The following is a 26,294-nucleotide window of genomic DNA, read 5'->3' as shown; positions in this document are numbered from 1 at the left end:
AGCTCCTTACAAAGATGGGATCGCGCCTACGAGCGGCGCTGTGGTATCGTCATTGGCCTGCCAGCCGCCGCCCAAGGCTTTGTATAGCGATATCCAGTAGCGCACACGATCACGTTGCAGGCCGATCAGCGTGGTTTCTGCCGAGATTGCCGAACGGCGCGCTTCTTCCAGCGTCAGCAAAGTCTCGAGGCCGACGCGCCAGTTGGCTTCGATGGCCGTGGTGTAACGTCGATAGAGGTCGGCGGAACGACTGGCGCTTTCTCTTTGCAGGGCTGCTCCGTTGAGGTCGACCAGCGCTTGTTCGACATCCTTGATAGCAGTCCGGACCGAACTTCGATAACTGGCGAGTTGCTGGGCATACGTGGCCATGGCCGAATCCACTGCAGCCTTCTTCTTGCCTGCGTCGAAGATCGGAATCGAGAGGCTGGGGCCGAACGACCAGCCGGTGACAGATGAAGCGAGATTGGATGCTGAAATCGAAATCGATCCGGACAACGTGAGGCTGGGGAAGCGGTCTGCACGCGCTTCTCCGATAGCGGCGTAGTTCGCTGCAAGCGTACGCTCAGCCGATGCCAGGTCAGGCCGCTGACGCACTAGGTCCGCCGGTACGCTGTGGATGCTAAAGCCACTTGGTTCGGGAAGGGCCGGAGCCGTCGGCCGATCAATCATGCGACGCAATACGGCTTCGTCGGCGCCTGTCACAGCCACCAGCGACTTCACCAGCTCTTCACAAGTTACATTCTGCTGCGCGACCGTGGTCGCCGCGCTCGCAACGCTGGCTTCGGCCAGATAACCATCGGAGACAGCCGACAATCCGGCCATCACTGCTGCACGGGTCGAACGCACTGTCTGCTCCTGCGAGTACGCTGCATCTCGATAAGCGATCAGAAGCAATCGGCAGGCACGATATTGCACATAGTCATCAGCCACTTCCGCCGCCAGCGAAACACGCGCGTCGTGCCAGTCGTCAAAGCGGGCTTGCAGTTGGGCCCGGGCAGATTCACGGCTCGAACGGGCCTTGCCAAACAAATCAATTTCCCATGAGGCGTCGAGGTCGCCGCTGCGAGCAGTGGCGGCACTGGAGCCGGATATGCTTGCGCTGCTGGTCTGGTTGCTACGCGTGACTGATCCGCTACCAGTCATGGTAGGCCACGCTGACGCACCGTTAGTAACGAGGGTCGCACGTGCGCTGTCAATTTGCGCCACCGCCTTGGCCAGTGTGGGACTATCGACTTCGGCCATCTTGATCAGCTCTGCCAGTGCCGGGTCATCAAAACCAGACCACCAATCCACCAGGGCTTGTGTACTGCCGCCGTGCGGCGTCTCGGCCTGCCAGGCTGTCGCCACAGGCATCTGCGGCACCTGATAAGGTTGTTGTAGTGCGCAACCTGCCAGGACCAGAGCGGCGATGCACAAAGAAAATCGCGAAAAACAGCCGCGCAATACAAGCTTCGAAGCGAATGGTAAAAAATCTGCCCCCTCTTCGAGGAATGTTTTTACAACAACAGACTCGAGTGGGGCCGGCCACGACAGCGACAGCGACAGCGACTGCGACTGCGACTGCGACTGCGACTGCGACTGCGACTGCGACTGCGACTGCGACTGCGAAATGATGGTGATTGGGAACATGTTGAAGCACCTAGCTTTTCAGATGTTTCCATGTTGCCGGAGCAATGTGCAGGAAATATGAAGATTGCGCACATTCCTCTGTTTTCTTGATGCTTGCGGCAACCGGGGCGATTATCGCGGTGTATAGTTTCCTTTGATTCTTGCCGATCTCTCATCATATGAAAATCAGAATAAGCATTACCGTCAAACTATTTTTGTCCGTGCTGACCGCCTGTACCGCTGTATTGCTAGTGCAGACGGTGACCGTCCGCATCAGCTTCCAGCGCGACTTCCTCGATTATTTGAATGGACAAGGTAGCCACAGCATGGAAAAGATACTGCCGCGCCTTACCGTAGCTTATAAAGAGCACGGTAGTTGGGAGTTTTTCCATACCGATAGCATGGCGTGGCTTGACTTGATACGACCACAAGGGGACTTTGACGAGATCAACCGTAATTTATCTATAGCGGATCAGACCGGCGCATTAATGCGGACAGGCCTCCTGGATACTCACTTGCAGAGAATCGCAGGCAATCTTAGGGTGGACGCCAATTCGATCCGTCGCCCGGTGATCGTAGATGGCCAAACCGTAGGCTGGATCGCGATGGCACCGTTTCAAGAGATGATGTCCACTAACGACGAACGTTTCCTGGAAAAACAGCGCAAGGTCTGGATAGTTATCGGATTTACCTCCCTCGCCGTGATCGCAATATTGACGTTTTTTCTCACGCGGGCGTTGCTTGACCGTGTACGCGGCCTGGTCCGCGCCACCCATCGTCTAGCTGCCGGCGATTATGCTTCGCGCATCGAAGTAGGTTCGCTCGATGAACTCGGAGCCTTGGCTCAGGATTTCAATCGGATGGCTCACGCACTGGAACACAACGAGCGCGCAAGACGGACATTCATGGCCGACATCTCTCATGAATTGCGCACGCCGTTGGCCGTAATACGTGCGGAACTGGAGGCTATTCAAGATGGAATTCGGCTGCCGAACACACAATCATTCGATGCGATGCATCGGGAGATCGGACAACTGGGAAAACTGATCGATGACTTGCATGACCTAGCGCTCACCGATATCGGGGCGCTGGCGTATCGACGCCTGCCGATTGACCTGACGACGATACTGAAAACCGCGCTTGCCAGCATGCAAGGAAGGTTCAATGCCAAGGATCTGCATCTGGAAACTCACCTTACGCCGGAAGCATTGATCGTCATCGGCGATGAAAGGCGCTTGCAGCAGTTATTTGCCAACCTGCTTGAAAATACGCTGCGCTATACGGACAACGGCGGCCAGATAAACGTCAGCTGCACGCACACGGATGGCTTGGTAATGATTATCTTTGAAGACAGCGCCCCGGGAGTCCCTGAAGACAAGCTCAATCATCTGTTCGATCGGTTTTACCGGGTAGAGGCCTCACGCAACCGCGCCAGCGGCGGCAGCGGACTGGGACTGGCAATCTGCCGTAACATCGCTGAGGCGCACAATGGCCATATAAGCGCAACGGCCTCGCCTTTGGGCGGGTTGCGCATCTCCATCGAACTGACATTAGCGGTATTATGAAGACCATGCATCAAGGTCATATTTTAATCGTCGAGGACGAACCCAGGCTTGCAGCAATTTTGAGCGAATACCTGATTGCGGCCGGCTATACCTCCCATTGGGTCGCTGAAGGCATGGCCGCATTGCCGGCATTCCATGCCGAACTGCCGGATCTGGTGCTATTGGATCTCATGCTACCCGGCCGCGACGGCATCGATATCTGCCGCGAACTGCGGCACGATGGCCAGGTTCCTGTCATCATCGTCACAGCACGGGTAGAAGAAATCGATCGCTTATTAGGGATGGAAATCGGCGCGGACGATTACATCTGCAAGCCTTTCAGCCCGCGTGAAGTCGTGGCGCGCGTAACCGCGGTATTGCGCCGCCATCGTTATATACCGAGTCCGAAAAACGTCGAAATACTGATAATTGACCCACTGGCTTGCCGTGCGAGCGTGAATGGCCGCTTGCTAGCTCTGACCCCAGTAGAATTCCGCCTTCTGAGTCTGCTGCACAATGCAGATGGACGACTACTTTCACGTAACCAGCTTCTCGATCGCCTCTACGATGACCGCCGTATAGTTACCGACCGTACTATCGATAGTCATGTCAGGAATCTGCGTAGAAAACTAGTCGATGTTGGTGGTAACGAAGACTGGGTCAAGTCTATTTATGGCATTGGCTATCGCATGGAGCTATAGGTGCTTTATCTCTTTCGCTCATTAAGGCTAATCTGTAAACCATAAGTCAGCCCAACTGATTGCGGCTTTTAGCCGGCCCTCCCTGATCGAGAAAACTTTTTTCCTCAAGCGTGATCGCACGGTTCTGGAAGAGAATTGCGATGCGAAAAATGACCAAATCGTCGGATGATGCCTGCGGAATAGTGGACGCCATTACAAATCCAAGCAGCATAGTCGTAAACATCATCTCACAAATACGCGGTATTTCGGCATCAAACCAATTCGTAACCCGGCAGGCGTACTGCCAGCCAACCATACGTCAAACCTCAGAATTAAAGTTTCGATCGCGCCAAAAGGCGTGAGATCGTTTAACCGTTACTAAGTTTGCGAGATTGATGCGGGGTTGTCAGCAATTGAACGTGGCTCCCTAAGTTCGCTCGCAAACAATGAATTTATTTGCGAGCTTCGATCATCGCATGGTGCGGTTTTTTTGATGCAGAGACAACCATTCAGACAGCTACGTACTGTTTTATGCCTGAACTGATCTATCGCTGGCTCACCTAAGAGTACCAGATGTTTGATGGTATCAAAGCTGAGCACTCCCAGGTGATGGGTCTGACCGATGGCATGTTCGACTTTCCCGATACTGAAGGTTTCCAGCGGCCGCAGGATCTCGATGTATTCCTTGCGTCCGCGTTTGTTCATGCGTGCTTCGAGCAGGCGTCGCAGTCGCTCGAAGTCCGCTTTGACATAACTGCGGCGATGGTGGGCATCGCACACTGGCTTGCCGAGAAAATAGATGTCGACCCAATCGACGGTACCTTTGACTAACACCGTCTGATTGATGGCCGTATTGCATCGGTATGATTTGCTTGAAATCCCGAGAACCTTTCTTACGAACCGCTTCGGGGCGCGTGCTTGGATGTGCCGAATGATGGAAACGTGGGAAGTTATGTCGGCAGTCATGGCATTTGCGCATAACTGTGTTCTATCAGCAATATGAATTCATTCGAACCAGGGGACGGAATGAAAGCGGCAACTGCTGGAACGGGCCGCCGGTGTATTTGACCGCAGTTCTGCGACTGGCAGGCGAGAATGATTCGGATCTGAAGGTGCAGTATGCGAGGAATGGGGGACAGCTCTCTTTCAGCAGAAGACAGCGTCAATGCACCTCTCTATTTGCGCCTATATTCAACTAACGTCATCTCAGTGGACTTATTGCGCTCACGCACCAGCATTTTCTTAGTATGAAAAATTATATCCTCCAATGCGTGCAAATGTCGAGCAACATCGAGACACTCGTGCCCACTTTCGAGCATTTCGATGACGCTCTTGAGACGACTTTCAGCATCTTTAAGACTAGAGATATATGAGATATAGGAGTTCATTGGCTTGTGATTTTAAGTTGGGTATGTTGTGCACGACACAATTCACTTTATGAGATAGTTCACAAAAAATCCCATCTCGACAAAACTATCAAAATCATTGGTAATATCGAATGACACTAAATCTTAGTATATGAGCATAGCCGTTTTTAGGTAAGTGGCGATTAAATTTTTTTATTTCATGTGGATATTCATCGCCCACTTGTCTGAGTGAACGCGCAGTCGACCTCCAGATAGCGGACATTAAGCCCCTGCTGCTTGGCTTTGTGGGCAGTCGCCTTGGTGACATTGACCTTTCCCCAACGGCACGGACACTTCTGCTAGGCGCATTTTAGATTTTCAAATTGTACTGGGCTGATATATCCGATAGTTGAATGCCGGCGTCGTGGATTGCAAAACCTTTCTATGTAGTCAAACACTTCTGCACGGAGATACATAGTCGGTGCCATGCATTAGCGAGGACTAAGTCGGTGGACAGAAATGCCGAGGCAATCGAGGCCGCAGCACTGATGATCTTCAAGCAGCAGAAAATTCCGCTACCGGACCTCAGGTAAGACGGAAAGCGATGCTAGAAACAGTTCCCGGAAACGGGTATTGCTTGCATAGCTTTCGCAGTGAAATATGTCAGGCTTGGCGACGCATGCTGCTTCGGCGTAGCCAGCGACATCGCCTGTCCTGGGAGCGATTCTATCCTTTAGTGAATCGCCACAGGAGTCTTGTGCGGTAGTGTCGCTTGCAAGGCTCTGTACGGGGCGAGGGAGGTAACTTCCGTCCTACCGCGACCGATGACTCGGTTTAACAAGACAGAACCTTCTATGGCAGGATGGATACGTAGTTCTACTTAATGATGTTACCCATTCACGCGGATGTGATTGAAGCGTCGAATGGGCTATATTGCCTTAATTGTCCGTCAGAAGATGCATTTTCTCCTGATGCTATGCAGTGGCACTGTATCAGAATAAACATTTCTATACCCATTCAGGAGTCTGCTTATGCGCTGGCTAATGCGTTCAAAAATTCATAATGCGACTGTCACGGAAGCCAATCTTGCCTATGTCGGCAGCATCACAATTGATGAGGATTTGCTTGATCTCGTCGGCCTGTGGCCGGGCGAACGTGTGCTTGTAGTATCGAACACCTCAGGCGCGCGTCTTGAGACCTATGTGATTGCTGGCGAACGCGGTTCCGGTGCGATGTGCATGAATGGTGCTGCCGCCCATCTTATCAGCACCGGCGAGCAAATAATCGTCATGGGCTTTGAACTCGCTGACAAGCCGTTGATTCAAAAAGTTATTCTCGTCAACGAACGGAATAGATTCATACGCTGGCTCGCGGAGGAACCATCGACAATTACCTAATATAAAAGTCGGCAAGATTATTCATGGATGAAGATTGCGACGCCTCAGTGGTTCGTCGTGAATACTTCTGGAGACAGCCTCTCTCTAACTTGTCAACGTGAACACTGTGCCGGTGCAGCCCGTGCGCTCAAATAGAATGGAAATGCAGACTAGCACCGCACTATCTAGCGCTGAAGCGTCGTTATTCAATTTCGGCGCGAATCAATATGAGGCTGTACTCAAACACCTCCTCATGCGGGCGGAGCTGCGACTATTGACAGCAGGCGTTTCGTTTAAGATACGTGCTTTGGGGGGGCTCCCTTTCGCTGTTCCGGCGCAAAACCAACTGATCCTCGCGCCGGAAACCTTGGCTGGTCCACACGCAGCAGTTATTCTTCGCCATGGCCTCGAGCTTGTCAGGTTGCGCGAACTAGCTCCTCTTGCACGGCCCGTTTGCGGACTGTTGGCTGCGCGAACTGCACTTCACTATCTATCCTTCGAATCCAGATTACAACCGGATCCGCTGCTGGCAAGGCTCGAGGCGTTAATAGGTAGTTTGCCGGAATTCGACGTGCTATCACGCTTCTGGGAAATTTTGTCTGTGCTGCAACCGGGTGCCATGACGACATTCGATCATGCATCGTTTGATCTGCTTGCCGCGTCTTGGCAGTTGGCTATGCCTGCAGAAAAGTTAATGACAATCGGCGGGGACGAACGTTTAAGGCTCGATCCATCTACCGGATTAAACAAGTATGGATGCGGCACCCGACCGATGCCCGATGCCGCAGCTTTCGGTTCATGCACTGCCTCGACAATATCGGAGAGGGGCTATAGTTCTGCCGAAGCATGTCGTCAACGCTTGCTGCGCGCCGCGCTGGGCGGATACATTAAGCGCGAATTCTCGAACGAAACGCATGGAATCCGCACCCATGTGTTGAATCACTATCAGGTTACTGACATTGCTGATGCGATCCTTGCTGCATCCGGTACCGACGCAACTCTCTTGGCGACGCTTCTGGCGTATACACGTGCGCCAGACAAGAAATTGACATCGATACTGATGAGCCCGACGGAGACAGGCAGCGGGGTCCTCAATGCTGTCGCAGGGCGGCATTTCGCGAAATCCACCGTATTTCGCCGAGAGGTAGAACTTGGCGTGTCTATTGCTGGACTAAACAAGAATTTTCCGGTGGAGATAATTCCCTTGCGTAGGGCCGGTGTGCGAAGATCGAGAAACGAGATCAATGCAGAAATCGGCCGGCAAGTAGCAGCAGCAACCGGCAACCAAGGCCGTGTGCTGTTGCATATGATTCATAGTTCCAAAACCGGAATACAAGCCCCGGATGTTGGCTATGCGCAACAGCTTAAGAATATCTACGGTGCCCAACTCGAAGTTGTTGTCGACGCTTGCCAAGCACGCATTAGTACTTTGCAAGTGCGCCGCTATCTTGAATCAGGTTTCACTGTCTTGTTGACCGGTTCGAAGTTTTTTTCCGGGCCGGCTTTTTGCGGCATTCTGCTTACCCCGCAACACAGCAATCCGGTGAACCATTTTGGTCATTTACCGCACGGTATTGAAGACTATTCTTCACAACTGGACTGGGTCATTCCACCGCCTTCAGCCAGTACGGCTTTTAATAGTGGCTTGTTGTTGCGCTGGGCAGCAGCGCTTGCCGAAATGGATGCATTTGCCGCGGTAGCTCCCAGACAGAAAGCATTGGTTTTAAATGAATTTGGGCATATGGTGACGAGCCATATGACTGGCCGTTGGTGCTTTATTACGCCGGAAACGATTTCTCTGCCACAGCCGGAAGGTGCTGACTGGGACAACAATTCGACGATCCTCGCATTTGGTTTACGCCTGCCGGGCACCCCGCACTGCTTAATGGACAGCAATGAATTGGCTCAGGTTCACCGCTGGCTTTATAGCGACATCAGTCATTCTTTATCAGGCAGTTTGGCAGCACGTCCCTGTCAAATTGGACAACCAGTACAGCTTGATTCTCAACAGGGACGCTCGGCTGGATTGCTTAGAATTGCAGCGAGTGCCAGGTTGGTCTCCGACTGCGTGTCTGGCATGGGGGGGAGCGAGCGTGAGAATCTTGAGCGCATAGACAGCGATCTGAATGACGTCTTCCATAAAATTGCTCTTATTCTCGAAAACCTTTCCTCTCTTCGTGAATCCTTAAGCAGTCACCATTAATTGACTTGGGAGAAAGCCATGAATATGTTTATGGAACAATTTGAGAAGGCCATTCGGGCTCACGAAGGCGGAAAAACCTTTTTCGATCTCGAAAGGTTTCCATGGGTTACGGAGATCGAGACGCATTGGAAGGGTATGCGCCAGGAGCTTGATCGCCTTCTTGCAGCAATTGATTTATTGCCTGGATTCGAGGAGATACAAAGCGAGCAAGTAGAGCTTACCAAGGACAAGCGCTGGAAGATATTTCCGTTGTATGTCTATGGGAATTGGATGGAAGGTAACGGAAGAAGATGTCCTGAAACTGTACAAGCGCTTAAGAAAATCCCCAAGCTTCAGGCTGCAATGTTTTCTATCATGCAGGGAAAAAAGGAACTTCCTCCCCATCGTGGGGTGTTTGGCGGAGTGCTTCGATATCATCTTGGCCTCAAGGTGCCGACGCCGGCATCCCAGTGCGGTATCTGTGTTGGTGGGGACAATGCCCATTGGGAGGAAGGAAAGAGCCTGATTTTCGACGATTCCCACATGCACCACGCATGGAATCATAGCGATGAGGATCGAGTTGTGTTGTTTGTCGACTTTACCAGGCCGCTTTCGCCCAACCTCTCGGCCATCAATGAAAAAATGATCGATTCGCTTAGCAAGAGTGAATTCATCGAAAACGCAGCTCTTCAATGGAAGAAGTGGGAAGAGAAATATGGCCAGGCTTTGGACCAGGCATTGTCAGCGCAACCGCTATCTCAAGGGTAGCCATTTCCCGGACACTGCCGGCGCAATCTCGTTGCTATAAAGGCCACTAATATGTTGAAACGTGAACAAATGTTCCCTGCAATCGACCGCATACGGAAGTATCAAGAACGCTGTAAACGACGATACGTTTCAAGTACAAACTCCATTTAACAGGAGTGAATATGCCCTGTGCCTCCATTATCATGCCGACCTTTAACAAGGCGGACTATCTCAGACTTACACTTGCGAGCCTCACGCAGCAAACACATACCGACTTTGAGTTGATTCTTGTCGATGACGGATCCGTTGACGCCACGCCTTCCGTTGTTGAACACTTCAAGCGCCGATTGCCGATACGATATGTGAGACAGGAGAATCTTGGGCGTGCTGTGGCACGCAATATCGGCCTGGATCTGGTCAGTTCAGATTACATCCTGTTCTGCGATGACGATCGACTCATGCCGCCGGATTTCCTGCGTCGCCACATTTGCGCGCTTGCAAGTGACAGCGACGTTGCCGTCGTGGGCTGGAAACGAACAATCCTCACATGCTGGCAGCGCGATCGGTTGCCGCTGTCCGTACCGGACATGCAATGGCTTCAGTCGCGCCACGCCGACATCATTACAGAACTCGGGCATTGTGATACGGTGCAATTGCTCAATGAAGAAGATATCGTCGGGAATTTTTCAAAATGCATCGACGAATGGTGTCTGGGCGATGAGCGGGATAACTTCTACCTACCGGAAGCCATGAAAGTTCCGATGGAGCACGGCTTTGCAATTCCCTGGCTTTACGGAACAACGGCAAACATGTCAGTACGGAGCTCCCATCTGGGAAAATTGATTCGTTTCGACGAGCACTATTCGGGTTGGGGTATGGAAGATACCGACCTGAGCTATCAGCTGCACCAAGCCGGGACCACCTTCAAGTTCGATGCCAGCATAATCAACTATCATCAGATTCATCCGACCGGGCCAGGAAGAGCCGAAGACAATGCCGCGGCTCGTTGGCGCGATCTCGCCGTTAACTTCCAGCATTTCTGCGCCAAGAACGATCGTTGGGATGCATGGATGATCTGGGCGACGATGGGTCGATTGGGCCCCGTCGAACTGCAAGCACTCGCACGCGAAACGGAAAGACACTCGGAATCTCTCCTCGTCAAGGAGCTGACCTGGGCATACAAGGAACTATATCGTTTGCGTTTTCAAGAGAAACATCAGTCCAATGCGTTCTCGCTTGCTCCGGCCAACCACGAAGCCATAACCGGTTGACGTGGCTTATACAAAATCAGATGGGATATTACGAGATGAAAGATAAGGATAGCGGTATCGACTACGGCATCGCCATACTTCGGCTAATGTGGAACTCCCATCCATGGCTGACGATCGGAACCGCCATCAGCGGCGTCATCAGCGGTTTTGCCGGGATTGCCATGATCGACACGATCAACGAGGCTATCCAGCATGCCGATAAACGCCAGCACTTGTTTCTCGTTTTTATCGCACTCGTAACAAGCAGTCTAATTTTTCGCAACAGCGCAGCTCTACTTCCCGCCTATGCAGCACGCCAGATCATCACGTCGTTACGAATCGCATTGTGCAAGAAGATCCTGGCTACACCACTCAAGGAACTCGACCGCCGCGGCACTCCCAATGTCCTTGCGTTTTTGATAAACGACATTCCGCAACTGGCCGATACGCTTCTCAAGTTACCGACCATCTTGGTAGAGAGCACCATCGTTATCTTTTCCCTGATTTATCTAGGAATGCTCTCATTACCCGCACTGGCATGGACATTGGCTGTGATCGTCGGTGGCATCTATCTTTTCGGCTTCTTTGTCCGCCGGTGCATTTACTATAGTCGGAAGTTCCGGGATGAATTCAATATCTATAATGCTTATACACATGGTCTGTTGCTTGGAATTAAAGAACTGAAGCTGAATAGCGACAGGCGGCGCTGGTTCAGAAGGGCGGCGATCGACCTTTCCACGAAAAGGGTCGCAAACTATAATTTTATTGAGCGATTCTGGTACATGGGTGCCGAAAGCACCAGTCAGATCTCATACTTTGTCCTGATTGGCATACTGGTCTTTTGGGCGCCGTCTTTCCACTCGCTGGATACCAGGACATTGACTGCATGTGTATTAGCCATCATTTATCTGATGGAACCGCTCGGCATACTGGTTAGTACCGTTCCTGATTTAGGAAAAGGCGCGATTGCATGTGAGCGGCTTGCAGAATTCGGATTATCGATTACAGACAAGAATCTCGCCGCCATGAGCGATAATCACGCCACAGAAAAGAAGCTGTCCCGGCAGAGGTACTGGAAAAGCATCGAGCTCAGGAATGTTGGCGTCAGCTTCGATGCGGTTGATTCTTCGAGGGAATTCAAGCTGGGACCTATCAACATAAGGCTGCACCCGGGTGAGCTGATATTTGTCATCGGCGGTAACGGCAGTGGGAAAAGCACTCTGGCCAAGGCTTTGACGGGGCTATATCCCCCATCCGAAGGCCAAATTCTTCTGGACGATAGACCGGTCGATGACGCTCACCATCTTGAAATTTACCGAAACTTATTTTCGGCGATCTTCACGGAATTTCATATCTTCGACCGATTAATTCAATCAAAAGGGGCGAACGGTAAGGACGCAATACTTCCAACTGAACTTTTGACCAAACTTGGGCTGGAGGAGAAAATCCAAATTGACGGTAACAAACTCTCCACAACGACTGCACTATCCACCGGACAGCGGAAGCGCCTGGCGCTGGTATGCGCCTATCTAGAGGATCGCCCTATCGTAATTCTCGATGAATGGGCCGCGGACCAAGACCCCAGTTTCAAGGCGTTTTTCTACAATGTTCTTCTTCCCGAACTGAAAAATCAGGGCAAGTGCGTGATCGCCATTACCCATGATGATCATTATTTCAATGTGGCTGACAGATTAGTCAAACTGGAAGATGGTCGCATTGTCGAATTACGATGATTGCGGTCTATCCAGGCGGCCCATTTGGCTCTTCCGCATTGAACGGACCCCTCAAGGAAACCAGATAGCGTGCTGCGTCTGAAAATTAAGCGAAGCGCGATGCTGAATACCAAGACAATGCGATTTCCGATTGACGTGATTTTTGAGTGTATCCATTGGTATGCAGCGTACCCGTTGAGTTACCGGCATCTGGAAGAAATGATGGAAGAATGCGGCGTGTCGGTTAAGCATTCCACGCTCAGCCGGTGGGCCATCCGATTTCTGCCGGTTTTCGAGAAAGCCTTACGTCTGCATAAGCGCCCGATTGGTGCAAGTTGGCGCATGGATGAAACCTATATCAAGGTCAAAGGGGTCTGGAAATATCTCTATCGTGCCGTGGACAAGGAAGGCAAAACCGTCTATTTTCTGTTGACGGCAAAGCGTCACAAGGCGGCAGGCAATGCGCTTTTGTGACAAGGCCGTGCAGGCAAACAACGTCCCTGAGAAAGTTGTGATGGACAAGCCGGCAATTGACGCCCTCAACGCCGACAGAGAAGTTCCGATCGTAGTCCGCCAAATCAAAGCCCTCAACAATAGCGTCGAACAAGATCATCGTGTTGTCAAACGCGTGATACGACCTATGCTAGGCTTCCGATCTTTTCAGGCTGCCGAAAACGTCTCGGCCGGCATCGAACTCATGCGCATGATCCGTAAAGAGCAGAGCACGATGGCGGGCGCCGATGCGATGTCCTTTGCCAACCAATTTTATGCATTGGCAGGACCAAGCCGCGCTGTTTGACAGGCGGTACTGGTTCCTCATCGTATTGAGCCTTTTTCCCGTCAACGCGACACAACCTTTGATGGCCACCTATTCGCTAGGCTGCATGATCAATTTTGTCGTGATGGACGATCGTATGAATGCCGCGTGAATAATGTATCGGAATGCTCAGTTGGAATGGCCATGAATGGCGTGTTAAAAGTGTACCAATCTTAGCCCGTTGTCTTATGTGCCTGAAGGTACATAAGAAAAGCGGAAAGGATGTTTCTCGTGGACTTATATGTCAAAGTCCTCGGTTCGGAGCGGCTGACCGGTGCGTTGCTCGGCCGGCTTATCCATCACGTCCACATCCTTAGATGAACGGCAAATCGTATCGATTGGCCACCAGCAAGAAACAGCAACAGCGCAATGCCAAACCAAACATCAATGCTGAAAAAGGAGGGCGCAATCCGTAACAGCAAAAACAACGTCTTGAGGGAACGGGCTGCGCTGCGCCCGTCACCCTAATAATTCTGCCTAGCGGTGAAATGTGAATTGAAAAGAGAAGAATCCATAGCTTCATCGGCTCTTTTATTAACCCGGATTGGTACATCTTCACTCCGGCATTGACAGCGGTTTCTCCGACATCGTCCCCCTCACTTCACAGTCACCGGCGCTTCAGCGCAATCGTATCCGAATAGGTAGCCTGGTCCTTGCCGTATCAGCGCGTCGTGCGAACCAGCATGGCGCACTGCTTCGAGACCTGTTTCGCCAGGGTGACGGCATCAAAACTTGTAACAGGTTGAATTATGTCGATATTTAAGAATGGAAATTTTTTATAAATCTTCGAAAAATCAACAACTTAAAAATTTCGTGCAGTTGCCCTGAGAAATGGAGTGACTATATTTGCGAAGCCTTCCGGATTATCAAGCATGACAGCATGGCCGGCGATATCTACCTGCTGAAATACACATCGTGAAATACAGGCAACCATACGACGCGCCGTGGCCTGGCTCAGCACAGCTGACCCCGTGCCACGAATCAGCAGTGTCGGACATTCAATCTTTTCTAACAAAGCCCATAGCTCTTGCGGGTCTTTTTTCTTGATGCCATTGACCAGGGCTGGATCCGCCTTGAGATAAAAATAGTTATCATCGCCTTTACGGGTAGCTTGCAAAGCAAATTGGGCCAATAGCTTCGGCGAACTCAAGATCCGCGTTGACTCGAGATAAACCTGATACTGTGCTGCCGATTCATAGGACTGCAGGCTGTTTTCGAAGTCTTCCCAGACGCGCTTCCGCCCTTCCTCGCTAACGTCAGGACCGTAGTCAACGATGACAAGTCCGGCAAGCCTGGATCGAAGTTCCGCAGAAGCGCGAATTGCGACGTCCGCTCCCATGGAGTGTCCCACGATCAATAGCCGGCGGATGCCCAGCTTGTTAACCACACTGATAAAATCGTTGGTATACACCTCCACATCATACTTGCCGTTATGATCTCGGTCCGAATCACCATGACCGCGAAAATCGAGAGCGATGCATTCGATTTGATCCGCAATGCAAGATACAACGTTATCCCATACAAAACCACCTTCCCCAAAGCCATGCAGGAAGACAACAGCCTGGCTCAATTGTTGGTCATGAGGATGTGCCCAACGACGCAGATGAAGGTTAACCCCGTCTGCCATCTCGACATATTGCGAATACCTTCTATGCCAGGAAAACATCGGCACTTCCCTTTCGAAAGATGAACTTAGCGATACGATATGCAATGATGGATGCCCCAAACTCGTCATCGCCTTCAGACTCAACATAGCGAGATACTGCATTGGCGCAAATCATTCGACACAATTACAACTGGCACTTGAGATTCATATTCGTTGACGCATCCCCACCAAGAATCGCCTCGGATACGACTTTGGCAATGACATTGACATTGGGAGGCATCATCATCGTCTGATGATTCCCGTTGACGCGGGTAATTCTTAGCTCTCCCTCTATGCGTGAACGCCAGAATCCCAGGTTGTCCTCGATTTCGCCAGCTGACCCATTGTCTTCGGTCGACAGTTGCAGAAAAAAGTCGATATCGCCGACATATTCGCCCGGTAAATAGCCCCGGAAAATCCTCAACATCGCGCGGCTGACAGTGAACAGATATCTCAAATCTTCGATATCAATGTTCGATGGTGCCATTCCACTTGCCATGGAAACCTGAAATACCATTGCGATTCTTTCGCTATCCGGCATGCTCCAGAACGGAGCATCGTGCGTGGGTGCGACAGCGCGAACGAGTTCTCTTCCCAAAATACCGAAAAAATCGTACCAGTCCTTCTTTTCTTCATCATCATAGAAGGCGGGGTAAACAATCCGGTTTTCCGTAGTTGTATCGACCATCGCTAGTAAACCGATCTCTTTACCGCGTAGTGCCAATTGCCGCGCCATTTCGAAGGCAATCACGCCGCCGGCCGAATAGCCGCATAAGAAATATGGTCCCTCCGGTTGTACCGATAGAATTTCGTCCACATAACTTTTGGAGAGCTCCTCGATCGTGCTTTCGAGCGGCAATCGCCTTGTCTTGAAGTCGCAGGCGGTGAAACAGTAGATTGATGGAGAAATATCCATCGCCTTGCCCAACTGTCGGTACTCTGTCGGAACGCCTCCGCCGATAGAAGGAGAGCAAAACAGATTCACGGGTATCCGGCCAGGTTGAACCAGCACAGCGCTTGGCAAACCCGACTCGCTTTCCGTGTTGATCGCAACCGCGTCGGCATATTTGACTTTCTCCATCATGATCTTGATTTGCGTGGCCAGGCCGGCGACATCGGGAGCTTCGAAGATGGTGCGCAGCGGAAGGTCGACATTGAGGGCACGCCGCACGTGCAAGGCGAGCCGTGTCGCCAGCAACGAATGGCCACCCAACTCGAAGAAATTATCGAATACGCCGACCCGGTCAACCCGCAATACTTCCGCCCAGATAGCCGCCAGTCCCTCCTCGGTTGAGTTGCGCGGCGCAACATAACCTTCCCGCGCCCCGAGTCGTTCAGGGGCCGGCAAGGCGTTGCGGTCGAGCTTGCCGTTGGCGTTCAGCGGCAGTCCTTCCAGGAACACATAAGATGCCGGCAGCATGTACTTCGGCAGAATACTTTGCAGTATCGATTTCATCCCGACCGTCGATAGACCGGCCTCCGGGTTGCCCACAATATAGGCAACCAGTTGCTTGTCTCCTGAGCTATCTTCCCGAGCCAGGACCGCCGCTTCTCTCACCCCCTCGCACTGCAGCAATGTGCTCTCGATTTCTCCGAGCTCGATCCGGAAACCGCGGATCTTCACCTGGTGGTCAATCCTCCCCAGAAATTCAATGCTTCCGTCCGGCAGATGACGCCCCAGGTCGCCTGTCCAGTACATTCGGCTGCCCGGTTCACCATACGGGTCCGGCACAAATTTCTCCGCTGTCAGATCAGGACGGTTCAGATAGCCGCGTGCAACTTGGACGCCGCCAATGCATATTGCCCCCGGTACTCCAATCGGAACCGGACTCATCGATGCATCGACGATATAAATTTGCGTATTGGCCACGGGCCGGCCAATCAACACCTTGCCCCTTAGGTTATCCGGTCTGCAATGCCAGTAAGTGACATCGACCGCGGCTTCCGTTGGCCCATAAAGGTTGTGCAGCTCGGTGGCCGGGAATTGCTCCAGGAACCGTTGGCAAACGGCATAGGGCAATGCTTCACCGCTGCAGAACACGAGACGCAAACGATCGGCGCTTGAAGACAACGTCGGCAATTCTAGAAATGCCTGCAGCATTGAGGGCACGAAATGCGTGACCGTGATCGCGGCGCTTCCGAAAACCTGCGCCAAGTAACTCGCATCTTGATGCCCCCCGGGCACAGCCATCACAAGCCGAGCGCCGCACAACAAAGGCCAGAAGAACTCCCATACGGATACGTCGAATGAAAACGGGGTTTTCTGCAGTACTCGATCCTGTTCGTCCATTCGGTACTGCTGTTGCATCCAAAGCAGTCGATTCACCACTCCGCCGTGGCTGTTCATGGCACCTTTTGGCCTCCCGGTCGAACCCGACGTGTAGATGCAATAGGCAAGGTGCTGCGGCGATGCGACGGCCGGAGGATTCAGTGCCGAGTATTGCGCCACCGTCCCCCAGTCTTGATCCAAACGCAGCCAATGACAGGCATGCTTCGGTAGCGAGGCTTCAAGGTGCCCTTGCGTCAACAACACCTGCGCAACGGTGTCCTCCAGCATGTAGGCCAAGCGTTCCGGCGGATACTCCGGATCCAGCGGCACGTAGGCCGCACCTGCCTTCAGGATCCCTAGCAGCCCGACCACCATCTCCAGGCTACGCTCCACACAAATCGCGACCAGCATGTCCGGTTCGACCCCCAGATCTCTCAGGTAATGCGCCAACTGGTTCGACCTGGCATTGAGCTCCCCATACGTCAACTGCCGATCCTCAAAAACGACGGCTACCGCCTCTGGACATCTTGCCACCTGCTCCTCGAACAGCTCATGCACACATCGGCCGGTCGGAAACTCCGATCGTGTGGTATTCCATTCCACGAGTACTTGCCGGCGCTCTACCTCGGACAATAGCGGCAGATCCTTGATCCTCGTCTGCGGATCGACGACTATCGCTTCTAGCAGCATGCAACAGTGCCCCGCCATGCGTGCAATCGTCGGCTCGTCAAACAAATCCGTGTTGTATTCGAATACTGCATGCAATTGACCTTGCCGCTGGGCTATGTTCAAGGTCAGATCGAACTTGGCAAGACCAACGCCACCCTCCACCAACGCTGATTCAATGCCGGGCAAATCCAGCTCTGCCTCAGCGGTGTTATCCATTGCAAGCATTACCTGGAACAATGCTGAATGGCTCAGGTTACGTTCAGGTCTCAGTTCCTCCACCAGCTTCTCGAATGGCAGGTCCTGATGCGCATCTGCATCCAGCAACGCTTCCTTAACCTGTTGCAGCAATGACAAAAAGCTCTGCTCCGACCGCAGCCGTGTCCGCAATACCAGCGTATTGACAAAGAATCCAATGAGACCTTCGATCTCGTGACGATTGCGATTGGCCACTGGATATCCGATGCAGATGTCGTCCTGCCGGCTGTATCGGTGCAGCAACACGTTGAACGCCGTTGCCGCCACCATGAACAAGGTGGTCCCACTGCTCTGACTCAGCTGCTGCAGGCCAAGGCTAAGTTTTGCGCCAAAGTTGAACTTGAACAGCGCCCCCTGATGCGTGAGCATTGCCGGTCTCGGTCGGTCAGTCGGCAACTCGAGTACTGGCGGCGCGCCCTCCAGCGTGCGCTTCCAGTAATCTAACTGCTCTTGCAGCAGGTCGCCCTGCAGCCATTCCTTCTGCCATATCGCAAAGTCCGCATACTGGACCGGCAGTCGTGCCAACACCGGCTCGTGTCCCGAACCATACGTCCGGTACAAGACATTCAGCTCTCGCACAAGGACGCCGATCGACCAGCCGTCCGCTATGACATGGTGTACGGTCAACAAAAAGATGTGCTCTTGTTCGGTAAGACGGAACAGACTTGCCCGGATAAGCGGTCCACGGGCCAGGTCAAACGACTGCTTGGCCTCCGAATTAATCAATAAATCAGGCCGGTCGCTGGCATTCTCTCCGTGCGAAAGATCGACCATCGTCAATTCGATGCGCCCCTCGCTCGCGATGACTTGCTCCGCATCCCCCGCCTCACTGTTGAAGGTGGTACGCAGAGCTTCGTGGCGCCGGATGATCTCGTTCAGACTCCGCTCCAGCGTAACAAAATCCAAAGGCCCCTTGATGCGCCAGGCGGTGGGGATGTTGTACACCCCCGTTCCCGGTGCGTACTGGTCGAGGAACCATAGCCGCAGCTGGGCGAAGGACAGCGGCACCCGTGTGCCGCGCGCTCGCGGCATCAGCGGCGGCAAGGCCAATACTGCACCCTGGCGTTGCAGGACGACAATCCGCTCGGCCAATTCGGCCACGGTGGGCGTCTCGAATACGCTACGCGCAGGCAACTCGACGCCCAGCACGTGGCGCATCTGGACCAGCATGCGCGTGGCCAGCAGCGAGTGCCCGCCAAGGGTAAAAAAGTTGTCGTGGATTCCGACCCGATCAATATTGAGCATCTCGGCCCATATGTCGGCTAGCAATTCCTCGGTCGACGTTCGCGGTACCGCGTAGTCTGTTTCATCAAATTGCATATCCCCCGGCCCCGGCAAGCACTTGCGGTCGATCTTGCCGTTGGGCGTGAGTGGCAGCGCTTCCAACTGCACGAAAGCCGACGGCACCATGTACTCCGGCAGGCTCTGCGCCAAGTGCGCCCGCAGCTGTGCCGCCGTCGATCGCGCCCCCTCCTTCGCCACCACATAGGCGACTAGCCCTTTCTCGCCGGAATGGTAACGATGTGCCGCCACCACTACCGCACCGACATGAGGATGGCGCGCCAGTGCCGCCTCGATCTCGCCCAGCTCGATACGATAGCCGCGGATCTTGACCTGGTAATCCCGCCGCTCGATGAATTCGATGACGCCATCGGCACGATAGCGTCCGATGTCGCCGGTCCGGTAAAAGCGCTCGCCCTGCGCAAACGGATGCGCAACGAACACTGCCCGGGTTTGCTGCTCGTCATGCAGATAGCCCCTCCCCACGCCCATCCCGGCCACGCAGATTTCCCCGTGCACGCCAACCGGGACCGGGCGCAATTGCCCGTCCACGATGAACAGTCGGTTGTTCGGCGTTGGTCGGCCGATCGGAATCACATCATGATCGTGCGGGCGCGCCGTGATCGCATGGAACGCCACATCGTCCGAACATTCGGCCGGACCGTACACATTCATCAGCGGGATGTACGGGAAGCGCTCGAACCAGTCCTGCGCCATCTTCAGCGGCAGCGCTTCGCCGGTGGGCAGCACCCAGCGCAGCGAGCGCAGTTCGCTACCGGCCGGGCACGCGTCGAGCATAGCGCGCATGAGGCTGGGAACGATTTCCAGCAGGCTGATGCGCTCGCGCTCGACAGCGGCGAGTAATTGCAGCGGATCGTGCGTAATGGCATCCGGCAGGATGTGCACGGTGCCGCCCACTAACCCGGCCGCCAGGAATTGCCAGACGCAGATGTCGAAAGCCGGTGAAGCCGTCTGCGCCACCCGGTCGTCCCTGTTCAGACCGACCGTGGGAACCTTGCCCAGCATGTTGTTGAGCATGCCGCGCTGTTCAACCATGGCACCCTTGGGCTTGCCGGTGGAGCCGGAAGTGAAGATCACATACGCCAAGTCGTCGAGCGTGCCGCTCGCCGGCAGGGCCGTTTCCGCCAGCGCGGCCGTCTCTTCGCAGGTTTCTTCGGCTATCAGGTAGCGCAAGCCCGTGTCCCCAGTAACAATCTGCTCCCGCAGCGGACTAGTCGCACTGGTATGCAGCAGCAGCGACGCACCGCTCGATTGCACGATCTCGCGCAGGCGCTCAGCCGGGTGGTTGACTTCCAGCGGCAGCATCGCCGCGCCCGCCTTGAGCACTGCCACCATCATCGTCAGCAGCCACAGGTCGCGTTCCCCCAGCACCACCACCAGGGTATTGGGACCGGCGCCAGCGGTAATAAGGGCGTGTGCCAGGCAGGTACTGTGCCGATCCAGTTCGCGGTAGCTCAGGCTGGCGCCGGCGCAGACGGCGGCGATACGCTCGGGATGGGTGGCCGCCTGGTGTGCAAATAGTGCTGCATAGGTCTGTTCGACCTGGAAGTCTTGCTCCGCACGGCTCCACTGTTCCAGCAGTTGCACGCGCTCGGCTTCAGTCAATAGCGGCAGCTCGTCCAGCCGGATCTGCGGATGGGCGACGATGGCTTCGCACAGTACCTTGAAGTGCCCAGCCAGCCGCTCGATCGTGCTGCGCTCGAACAAGTCGATGCTGTACTCGAACTCGCCGTACAGTTCTCCCGCAGTGCCTGCGCTCTCAGCCATGTCCAGCGACAGGTCGAACTTGGCGCTGTCGGCCGCACTCAGATCCACCGCTGCCAGGCGCAAACCCCCAGGCAGCTCGAACGCCTCCAACGGCGCGTTCTCCATCGTAAATAGTACCTGGAACACCGGGCTGCGCGATAGGTTCCGCTCCGGCTGCAGTGCATCGACTAGCTTCTCGAACGGCAGGTCCTGGTACGCGTACGCCCCCAGCGTGGTCTCGCGCACCTGCCTCAGCAGAGCCTGGAAGGTTGCGCCCGGCGCCAGCCGGGTGCGAAGGGGCAGCGTGTTCACAAAGAACCCGATCAACTCTTCCGTTTCGCGATGAGTGCGGTTGGCAATCGGGGAACCGACCACGATGTCATCCTGCCCGCTCCAGCGCGATAGCAGCACGTTGAATGCGGCCAGCAGCAGCATATACAGCGTCACGCCTTCGCATCGCGCCACTTCCCTCAGTTGTCGGCCCAGTTCGGCTGGTAGCCGGAAACGCAGCATTGCGCCGCGGTAGCTTTGCTCGGGCGGGCGCGCATGATCGGTCGGCAAATCGAGCGCCGCCGGTGCGCCCGCCAGGCTGGTAATCCAGTAATCCAGTTGCCGCTGTAGCACATCGCCCTGCAGCCACTGGCGCTGCCACACCGCATAGTCGGCATACTGCACCGCCAGCGCCGGCAGCGGCGAGGGGTCGCCGGCAACCAGCGCTTCGTACAGTTGCGCCACCTCGCGCACCAGCACGCCGCTAGACCAGCCGTCGGCCACGATGTGGTGCATCGCCAGCACGAGCACGTGCTCGTGCTCGCCCAGCCGCAGCAGGTGCGCCCGCAGCAGCCGGTCGCGTTCCAGGTCGAACGTCTCGCCGCCAGCCTGGCGCACCGCCTGTTCCAGGCCGTCGACATGCACCACCTGCACCACGAGCGCCACTTCCCATGGCGCATCGATGCGCTGTACCACCTCGTCGCCGCACAGCTCAAAGCGCGTCCTCAATACCTCGTGCCGCCGCACCACCTCACTCAATACCCGCGACAGGCAATCCCGGTCCACCCCGCCCATCAAGCTTATGGTGCACGTCGTCGTGCTTGCTACATCCAGCTTCAACTCACCCAGCAGCCAGATCCGCTCCTGAGCAAACGACAGAGGAAAATGGCTCGGAGGAGAAACGATTCTCGGTGTGATGCCACAATGTTGGCTATGCTGCATGTGATGTTTACTGTTTTCTAAATGACTCAGGAATGTGCGTTCTCACCATGCCTTCACTCGTCCAATCTAAACAATCGGTCGGCGAACTTGAGTGGCTGTATCGCTTCGTTTCAATACTTTGACGCTCCCACTATGTCGGATAAAGCTGCTTCAAAACGTTTGACAATTTCGATTACATCGGACGTCGTCAGAATCAGGGGTGGCAGAAAACGCATGACCCCGCCATGGCGTCCACCGCTCTCAATGATGAGTCCGCGCCTGAGACACGCTTTCTTCAGCGCCTTGGCAAGCTCTGCATTAGTGGCGCGGTGGCCGAGCCTATTAGATGGCGCATTGGGATCGATCATTTCAACGCCTACCATCAACCCGCGCCCGCGAACATCGCCGATGCACGGGAAGCGAGTTTTCAACTGCTCAAGCTGAGATTTCAGTAATGCACCAGTTTCCCTCACACGATTAAGCATGCCATCCTGACGTAGATACTCCATCGTAGCAGCACCGCTTACCATCGCAATCTGATTACCTCTGAAGGTGCCAGCATGGCTGCCAGGTGTCCAACAGTCGAATTTCTTCTGATAGGCCAGGATCGATAATGGATAGCCGCCGCCGATGGCTTTCGACATCACGATCGCATCCGGAACGATATCTGCATATTCAAAGGCAAACATATCACCCGATCGCCCAAAACCACACTGAATCTCGTCAAGGACCAGAGGAATGTCGTGGTATTCGGTGATTTCCCGCAACCCTTTGAGCCATCGTGCGCTGGCCGGTATGCAGCCGCCCTCACCCTGGATCGCTTCGACAATAATGAGTGCTGGCTTCGTGATTCCGCTTTCCGGATCGCTTAGAAGATTATCAATGTATGCAAGGCAAAGCCGATCTGTTTCAGCGGGGTCGGTGCCAAAAGGACTACGGAAGGAATAGGGAAAAGGAAGGAACTGGATTTCTGACATGAAGCCGCTAACCTTGGCCTTGGGCTCCGTATTTCCCATCAAGCCCAGCGCTCCCATCGTCATGCCATGGTACGCCCCTTGGAACGCCAATACAGAACGCCTTCCCGTTGCGGTCTTGAACAGCTTGATTGCCGCTTCTACAGCATCCGATCCGGAGGGACCGCAACATTGGAATTTCGCGTTTTTCGCGAATGCGGAAGGAAGCGTCCGGTAAAGCTCTTCAATAAAAGTCACCTTTGCCGGCGTCGCGATGTCCAAGGCCTGCTGCAGCTGCCCGGATTCCAGAAACTCACGAACCTTGCTCTGCACAGAAGGATGGTTATGTCCTAGCGGAAGCGCCCCGGCACATGCAAGACAATCGATATATTCACGGCCTTCGCTATCGAAAACCCTCGAGAGGGCTCCACGAGCGAAAATCCTGTCGATGTCGCGATTGTAAGTTCGTGCGTTTGATTCACGTTCTGCGAGAAAAGACAACTTTTCTTGAGTCAGGATCATATCGTTGATTAGCATGGACATCTCGCATCGAAAGCAAAAGTTTAAACGCAATACCGACTTCACATCGTCGTCTGAAACGGTAAGCTATAAGGCCACGATTCGGACATTACTCATGGCTGCGATCAGATCGCAGGTCTTGTTAATGACGCCTTCATTGCCAAAATTTTCAGCAATTTTTTGGCACGACACGCGTATTAATTCCGAAGCAGTCAGGTCATGCAACTTATCCACCAGAAGGACTGCCGTAAATGCACGAAGGTCTAGAAAATAGCCCACTCCAAATCGCTTTACCCGGTTGGCATTCGCAAATTGTTCATATGCCAGAGGCATTCTCAATTGCGAAACTCCATTCTGCAAAGCTTGGGCACAGGCCCTAATTCCACCGTGATAGACCAGTGCGGAGGTATGAGGTAGTTGTCGCCATAGAGGAAGGTAATTGAAGTGTTTGATGGTCCGAGGCAAACCGAGAGGTATTTTCTGGAGATAAGGAGACAAAAGCAACGCCCGTCTTCCTAAACTCTGGCATGCCTGCAGCACTGCCTCAAAAAAGAACTTCTCTTGCGACATCGCGGCTCCCGGTGTAAGGACTATTGGAGACTCGCCCTCTGCGAGAAACTCCTCCAGGTGGCACCATGTTTGGGCGATGCGTTTATCTTCTTCGCCGATATATAACGAAAAACCTGTCATTAGTGTGGCGCCTGGATCGTCTGGGGGCAACGCCGGCGAACCTATCCGGGAACAAGCCGAGTTTGGAAGAAGACTTGTCCGAATAAAAAATCTCCGGGATCAGATAAGCGGCGATAACGTGGCATCAATTGGCTACAGGATCTCTCGCACCCTTATGCCACGGTTAACCGCAATTACCAACGTTGAGTACATTTCTTTCTGCTTGTCGACATACCGACAAATTGGCTCCGCAGTCATTTCAACATATTCGGCAATGAGATCATCAGCGCTCACTCCGTTCCAGATATCCGGATTCCTGAGTACGGCCGCGCAGTCTTCAGCACTGGCGATCGCATGAAAATCCAGACCTGCGCGGCGAACCAACTCTTCGAAATTTCCGGTGGAAAGCATTGAGACCGTATTTCCACGGCTTGAAGTGCCAATCCTCGAGTCAAGAACTGATAGACGTCTCCCAAGTTTCCCAACGCGTTGATTAATATCTTCACCCGATTCCCAGTAGCACACAACGGACAAGCAATTCCCTTGACGTCAAGCGTTGAGTGGACGCATATCGGTCCAATTTTCCTCGACATAGGTCAGGCACTCAGCCCTTAACTTCGGGCCGTATACGGTCGACCAACCAGCCGGTATATCGCCAAACACGGGCCACAAGGAATGCTGCCCGGCCGAGTTTTTTAGAACCAGATACTGTGCTTCCTGATTTTCAAATGGATTAGTCATCAACTTATCTCCTCTTTCGTTAACAAACACATCAACCAACGAGTTGCGCACGACCACCGAAGCTTGTGCATCAACTCGCCAAATCTACCATGCCGACAAGCGGGAATGCCTAAACGCATGAAGCAATTTTCTGGGAATCGTCGTATCTATTGTATGTAGATTGAAAATAAATCGCATCCGTCTAGCCACTGATTCACTCTCCGTATAGCTACGCATGAATAGCGCATAAACTACGCATTCATCTTGACAGCTGAACCTGACATTCCGCGATCAACTCAGATGGTACGCGCAACATCGGGCCGCACAGTCATGTCAACTTGCCTGATGCGGTTCTCGGCTTCACCGTTGGCGCAGTAAAGCCGCTCATACAAAGCCGTGCAATGGCCCTCCAGGCCGGTGACGACAAACCGGGGGATTGGTGCCCTGCACTCCATGTTCGAGCCGCGCAATGGCATGACGCTCCCGGTCCCATGTGCCAGCCGCATAGGCGAATTCCCCGATCATGTTGCTTGGTTCCGCTCTCCTGATAGGCATCGGCCTGCGCCAGCTCGGCTAAGGCCACACGTTTCAGTAGCGCCGCATTCTTCGGCAGGCCGATGATTCAATGCACCCCCAGCGCTCGAAGCAGCGCAATGTGCGAGCATGACACAAGCCGGCATCGCCGCGTACGGTGACGCGCGTATTGGACCAAGCTTGGCCCAGACGTTGCACCACCAGCTTGATCAGGGCGATGAGCACGCTGACGGGATCGCGGCTGGAAGGGCGCAATACACAAGCCAACAGGCCTTACCCGCAAAATACACATAACGGCAGATAGCAATAGTTATCGTAGTTGCTATGGAAATGCGCCTTCTCCTGGGCACCATGCAGGGACATGTGAGTGGCGTCGATGTCGAGGATCAATTCCCTTGGCACTTGGGAATGACTGGCGATGAATGATCGAACAACACACCGTGCAGGGCTGCCGTATGCGCCGATGTGACTGCACTCTCTAGGCGGCTCAGGATAGGCGCCCGACGCCAGTTCGTCGACGCGGCCCACGGCCGTTTGCAAGGCGAGATCGCGGCACAGCA

At 53.9% G+C, this 26,294-nt stretch carries 17 protein-coding genes and 2 pseudogenes; 9 read left to right on the top strand and 10 right to left on the bottom strand.

Features of this window, described 5'->3' with window-relative positions; genetic code table 11:
• Positions 1–6: 6 nt before the first annotated feature.
• On the bottom strand, positions 7–1,629 hold the full coding sequence (locus CFter6_RS02620) for an efflux transporter outer membrane subunit (protein WP_082814561.1): 1,623 nt from the start codon (positions 1,627–1,629) through the stop codon (positions 7–9).
• A gap of 158 nt (positions 1,630–1,787) precedes the next feature.
• Here CFter6_RS02620 and baeS point away from each other — a divergent pair, with 158 nt between their 5' ends.
• Both baeS and CFter6_RS02610 read left to right on the top strand, forming a co-directional pair.
• A complete protein-coding gene (gene baeS / locus CFter6_RS02615; protein ID WP_205631434.1) occupies positions 1,788–3,173 on the top strand; it encodes a sensor histidine kinase efflux regulator BaeS in 1,386 nt (461 codons plus the stop codon).
• Positions 3,170–3,853, top strand: a complete 684-nt coding sequence (locus tag CFter6_RS02610) for a response regulator (protein WP_061538633.1) — start codon at positions 3,170–3,172, stop codon at positions 3,851–3,853. Before baeS ends, CFter6_RS02610 begins: the two co-directional genes overlap by 4 nt.
• A gap of 46 nt (positions 3,854–3,899) precedes the next feature.
• On the opposite strand, the gene CFter6_RS02605 is transcribed toward CFter6_RS02610, so the two are convergent.
• A complete protein-coding gene (locus CFter6_RS02605) occupies positions 3,900–4,148 on the bottom strand; it encodes a hypothetical protein (RefSeq protein WP_061538632.1) in 249 nt (82 codons plus the stop codon).
• 257 nt (positions 4,149–4,405) lie between these two features.
• Between CFter6_RS02605 and CFter6_RS02600 the strand changes: the two genes are divergently transcribed.
• Positions 4,406–4,663 (top strand): hypothetical protein, encoded by a 258-nt coding sequence (locus CFter6_RS02600; RefSeq protein WP_061538631.1) that lies wholly within the window; start codon positions 4,406–4,408, stop codon positions 4,661–4,663.
• Positions 4,664–5,537: 874 nt separating this feature from the next.
• Here CFter6_RS02600 and CFter6_RS24855 read toward each other — a convergent pair.
• Positions 5,538–5,645: pseudogene (locus CFter6_RS24855) on the bottom strand (IS3 family transposase); the annotation flags it as partial.
• 564 nt (positions 5,646–6,209) lie between these two features.
• On the opposite strand from CFter6_RS24855, the gene panD reads away from it, so the two are divergent.
• From panD to CFter6_RS02565, 6 genes are all read left to right on the top strand, one after another.
• Positions 6,210–6,575, top strand: a complete 366-nt coding sequence (gene panD, locus CFter6_RS02590) for an aspartate 1-decarboxylase (RefSeq protein WP_061538629.1) — start codon at positions 6,210–6,212, stop codon at positions 6,573–6,575.
• A gap of 142 nt (positions 6,576–6,717) precedes the next feature.
• Positions 6,718–8,757, top strand: coding sequence for a hypothetical protein (locus tag CFter6_RS02585; RefSeq protein ID WP_061538628.1), 2,040 nt, complete (start codon positions 6,718–6,720; stop codon positions 8,755–8,757).
• Between the two features lie 18 nt (positions 8,758–8,775).
• A complete protein-coding gene (locus tag CFter6_RS02580; RefSeq protein ID WP_150118605.1) occupies positions 8,776–9,504 on the top strand; it encodes an aspartyl/asparaginyl beta-hydroxylase domain-containing protein in 729 nt (242 codons plus the stop codon).
• A 182-nt stretch (positions 9,505–9,686) separates the two neighbouring features.
• Positions 9,687–10,754, top strand: coding sequence for a glycosyltransferase family A protein (locus tag CFter6_RS02575; protein WP_167351346.1), 1,068 nt, complete (start codon positions 9,687–9,689; stop codon positions 10,752–10,754).
• A gap of 35 nt (positions 10,755–10,789) precedes the next feature.
• Positions 10,790–12,466, top strand: a complete 1,677-nt coding sequence (locus tag CFter6_RS02570; protein ID WP_061542179.1) for a cyclic peptide export ABC transporter — start codon at positions 10,790–10,792, stop codon at positions 12,464–12,466.
• A 99-nt stretch (positions 12,467–12,565) separates the two neighbouring features.
• A protein-coding gene (locus CFter6_RS02565) for an IS6 family transposase (RefSeq protein WP_236904717.1) occupies positions 12,566–13,244 on the top strand; the annotation gives its coding sequence in 2 pieces (ribosomal slippage) (positions 12,566–12,901 and positions 12,903–13,244; 678 coding nt in all).
• A gap of 820 nt (positions 13,245–14,064) precedes the next feature.
• Here the strand turns inward: CFter6_RS02565 and CFter6_RS02560 are convergent.
• The 7 genes and pseudogenes from CFter6_RS02560 to CFter6_RS26885 form a co-directional block, all read right to left on the bottom strand.
• Positions 14,065–15,030: an alpha/beta fold hydrolase gene (locus tag CFter6_RS02560; protein ID WP_061538625.1), complete on the bottom strand. Its 966-nt coding sequence runs from the start codon at positions 15,028–15,030 to the stop codon at positions 14,065–14,067.
• A gap of 22 nt (positions 15,031–15,052) precedes the next feature.
• Positions 15,053–22,360: a non-ribosomal peptide synthetase gene (locus CFter6_RS02555; protein WP_082814560.1), complete on the bottom strand. Its 7,308-nt coding sequence runs from the start codon at positions 22,358–22,360 to the stop codon at positions 15,053–15,055.
• Positions 22,361–22,470: 110 nt separating this feature from the next.
• The gene (locus CFter6_RS02550) at positions 22,471–23,829 is read right to left on the bottom strand and encodes a diaminobutyrate--2-oxoglutarate transaminase family protein (RefSeq protein WP_236904497.1); all 1,359 of its coding nucleotides are present in this window, start codon (positions 23,827–23,829) and stop codon (positions 22,471–22,473) included.
• Positions 23,830–23,898: 69 nt separating this feature from the next.
• Entirely contained in the window at positions 23,899–24,501 is a 603-nt protein-coding gene (locus tag CFter6_RS02545) for a glycosyltransferase (protein ID WP_061538623.1), read from the bottom strand.
• Positions 24,502–24,633: 132 nt separating this feature from the next.
• On the bottom strand, positions 24,634–24,891 hold the full coding sequence (locus tag CFter6_RS02540; RefSeq protein WP_061538622.1) for a hypothetical protein: 258 nt from the start codon (positions 24,889–24,891) through the stop codon (positions 24,634–24,636).
• Between the two features lie 138 nt (positions 24,892–25,029).
• On the bottom strand, positions 25,030–25,221 hold the full coding sequence (locus CFter6_RS24845) for an MbtH family protein (RefSeq protein WP_082814559.1): 192 nt from the start codon (positions 25,219–25,221) through the stop codon (positions 25,030–25,032).
• 567 nt (positions 25,222–25,788) lie between these two features.
• Positions 25,789–26,262 (bottom strand): annotated as a pseudogene (locus CFter6_RS26885) (transposase).
• Positions 26,263–26,294: the final 32 nt, after the last annotated feature.

This window comes from Collimonas fungivorans (assembly GCF_001584145.1).
Classification (GTDB): Bacteria; Pseudomonadota; Gammaproteobacteria; order Burkholderiales; family Burkholderiaceae_D; genus Collimonas; species Collimonas fungivorans.
The sequence above is the reverse complement of the archived record's forward strand: the minus strand, read 5'-3'. Positions and strand labels throughout refer to the sequence as shown.